The 2,751-nt window shown below is 71.4% G+C and carries 1 protein-coding gene and 1 pseudogene; one reads left to right on the forward strand and one right to left on the reverse strand.

Translation table 11 applies throughout. From position 1 onward, the window contains the following. A partial coding sequence (glgP, locus tag VOI19_RS17665) for an alpha-glucan family phosphorylase (RefSeq protein ID WP_323794259.1) occupies positions 1-2,362 on the forward strand: 2,362 nt, incomplete at its 5' end. A 32-nt stretch (positions 2,363-2,394) separates the two neighbouring features. On the opposite strand, the pseudogene VOI19_RS17670 reads toward glgP, so the two are convergent. Continuing rightward, positions 2,395-2,751 (reverse strand): annotated as a pseudogene (locus VOI19_RS17670) (cytochrome c biogenesis protein CcdA); the annotation flags it as partial.

Consider the following 2,751-nt stretch of genomic DNA (forward strand, 5'->3'; position numbering starts at 1 on the left):
GGGCTTCCTCGAGCGGCACGCGACCGCGAGCGCCGACCTGGCGGCCTACCTGTCGGGGGAGCGGTGGTACCAGCGCAAGATGGCGGCGACCGGTCCACGCTCCATCGCCTACTTCTCGCCCGAGTTCGGCATCACGGCCGTGCTGCCGCAGTACTCCGGCGGGCTCGGCATCCTCGCCGGCGACCACCTCAAGGCCGCCAGCGACCTGGGCGTGCCGATCATCGGGGTCGGGCTGCTCTACCGGCACGGCTACTTCCAGCAGTCGCTCTCGCGCGAGGGCTGGCAGCAGGAGACCTACCCGGTGCTCGACCCCGACGAGCTGCCGATCTCGCTGCTGCGGGAGCCCGACGGCACCCGCGCCACGATCTCGATCCAGATGCCCGACGGTCCCGACCTGCTCGCGCGCATCTGGGTGGCTGGTGTCGGGCGCGTGCCGCTGCTGATGCTCGACACCGACGTCGAGGGCAACCCCGAGCACTACGTCGACGTGACCGACCGGCTGTACGGCGGCACGTCGGAGCACCGGCTGCGCCAGGAGCTGCTCCTCGGCGTCGGTGGCGTGCGGGCCCTGCGTGCCTACGCCCGGATCACCGGAGCGCCGGAGCCGGAGGTGTTCCACACCAACGAGGGGCACGCGGGGTTCCTCGGCATCGAGCGCATCCGTGAGCTCACCGTGGCCCCGAACGGTCCTCGGCTCGACTTCGACACCGCGCTGGAGGTGGGGCGGGCCTCGACGGTGTTCACCACCCACACCCCGGTGCCGGCCGGCATCGACCGGTTCTCGCGCACGCTGATCGAGCAGTACCTCGGCGAGAACGGCGCGACGCCGGGCGTGCCGACCGAGCGGATCCTCGCGCTCGGCAGCGAGGATTACGACGGTGGTGACCACGGGGTCTTCAACATGGCGGTGATGGGGTTCCGCCTCGCCCAGCGCGCCAACGGCGTGTCCCAGCTGCACGGCGAGGTCAGCCGCGGCATGTTCAACGGCCTCTGGCCGGCCTTCGACGAGGCCGAGGTGCCGATCGGGTCGATCACCAACGGCGTCCACGCCCCGACCTGGGTGGCGCGCGAGGTGATCGCACTGGCGACCTCGCGAGGCGCCGACACCGACTCCGACGACACCGACGGGTTCTGGAACGCCGTCGACGAGATCTCCGGGGTCGACGTGTGGCGGGTCAAGCGGGTGCTGCGCGAGCGCCTGGTCGTCGACGCCCGCAAGCGGCTGGCCCGCTCGTGGGAGAAGCGCGGTGCAGCCAAGGCCGAGCTGGCGTGGATCGACGAGGCGCTGGACCCCGACGTCCTGACGATCGGCTTCGCGCGCCGGGTGCCGTCGTACAAGCGACTCACGTTGATGTTGCGCGACCCCGAGCGGCTGCGCCGTCTGCTGCTCCACCCCGAGCGACCGGTGCAGCTGATCATCGCCGGCAAGTCGCACCCGGCTGACGACGGCGGCAAGAAGCTGATCCAGGAGATGGTGCGCTTCGCCGACGAGGCCGACGTGCGGCACCGCATCGTCTTCCTGCCCAACTACGACATCGCGATGGCGCAGCCGCTCTACCCCGGCTGCGACGTGTGGCTCAACAACCCGCTGCGTCCCTACGAGGCGTGCGGCACGTCGGGCATGAAGGCTGCGCTCAACGGTGGTCTGAACCTGTCGATCCTCGACGGCTGGTGGGACGAGTGGTACGACGGCGACAACGGCTGGGCGATCCCGTCGGCCGACGGCGTCGACGACACCGACAAGCGCGACGACCTCGAGGCCGCCGCCCTCTACGACCAGCTCGAGCGCGAGGTGACGCCGCGCTTCTACGACGTCGACGCCGACGGCGTGCCGACGCGCTGGGTCGAGATGCTGCGCCACACCCTGAAGTCGCTCGGGCCCAAGGTGCTCGCGACCCGGATGGTGCGCGACTACACCAAGCAGCTCTACGCGCCCGCCACCGAGACCGCTCGAGCGCTCAACTCCGACTTCGCCGGCGCCCGTGAGCTCGCGGCGTGGAAGAAGAAGGTGCGGGCGGGGTGGCCCGAGGTGAAGGTCGAGCACGTCGAGTCGAGCGGGGTGGGCGATGCCCCCGAGGTCGGGTCCGAGCTCACCGTGCGGGCCTTCGTGGCGCTCGGTGACCTCTCACCGCACGACGTGCGGGTGCAGCTCGTGCACGGGCGCGCGCACTCCGACGACTCGTTGACCGAGACGGTCGCCTTCGACCTGACGATCAGCGAGTCCTACGACGGCGGCCGGTTCCGCTTCGACGGTCGGCTCTCCCTGGCCCGCAGTGGGGCCTTCGGCTACACAGTCAGGATCCTCCCGAGCAACGACCTCCTGGCCTCGCCGGCCGAGCTCGGAGTGGTCGCCTTCGCCTGATCCGTCCCGCATTCTTTGCCGAGTCGGCGCGACTACGCGCCGACTCGGCGAGAACGGACGGCGCGCAGGGTGCGGGCCGCGAGGGTGAGGACGACGAGGGCGGCGAGCAGGAGCAGCCAGGCGAGCGGTCCGAGGGAGTCGACCGTCTGGGCCAGGGTGATCTGCAGGGACTCCGCCACCGCGATCACCGGGTCGTCGCCGACGGCGTCGCCGCGCAGCACCCGCACCTCCCACCAGCCGTAGTAGGCCACGTAGGACCCCGCCAGGAGCAGCAGCGCGCCGCTGGCGCGCGGCACCCAGCGTCCGCTGCTGCGCAGACGTCGGATGACCGCGTCGCGAGCCAGTGCGGTCGCGACGGCCACGGTGCCGACCACCAGCCCCATCCCGGC

This window comes from Nocardioides sp. (assembly GCF_034670285.1).
Lineage (GTDB): Bacteria > Actinomycetota > Actinomycetes > Propionibacteriales > Nocardioidaceae > Nocardioides.